1 protein-coding gene is annotated in these 418 nt (G+C 74.9%); it reads right to left on the bottom strand.

Annotated features, from left to right (window positions below):
- Positions 1–412 (bottom strand): PhoD-like phosphatase N-terminal domain-containing protein (locus G3I71_RS48615; RefSeq protein WP_343243318.1); only part of this gene is annotated, 412 nt, incomplete at its 3' end.
- Positions 413–418: the final 6 nt, after the last annotated feature.

Below are 418 nucleotides of genomic sequence, written 5' to 3'. Positions count from 1 at the left end.
GACGCCGGGCCGGAGCGGTACGGAACGTTCCGTACACCGGTTTTCCGGTACGGCGCGGATCGCCCGGGTCGGCCAGCGTGACGCGGTAGTGCACCTGCTCACCCGCCGGAAGGCCGTACAGGGGAGTGGTGCCGGTGAAGTCGCTTCCCGGGCCGATCAGCGGCCCGTACCAGCTCCGGGCCCGGCGGAAGGACTCGGTCGCCGAGGTCTCCACCAGCATCCGGGCGGGCCGGTCCGACCGTACCCACACCAGCGCCGAGGAGGCGGTGACGCTCCCCACCTGCACCCCCCACGCCGCCTCCGGCCGCCCCGCCAGGGCCAGGGCAGGAGCCGAAGCGGCAGCCGCGGGAAGGGCCGCCGCAGGGACGAGCAGTGAGCCGCGCAGAACGGTACGACGGCCGGGCGAGGGGATACGCGG

Source organism: Streptomyces sp. SID12501 (assembly GCF_010550245.1).
In the GTDB taxonomy this organism is placed as follows: Bacteria; Actinomycetota; Actinomycetes; order Streptomycetales; family Streptomycetaceae; genus Streptomyces.
This window is presented reverse-complemented; position numbering and strand designations above follow the sequence as displayed.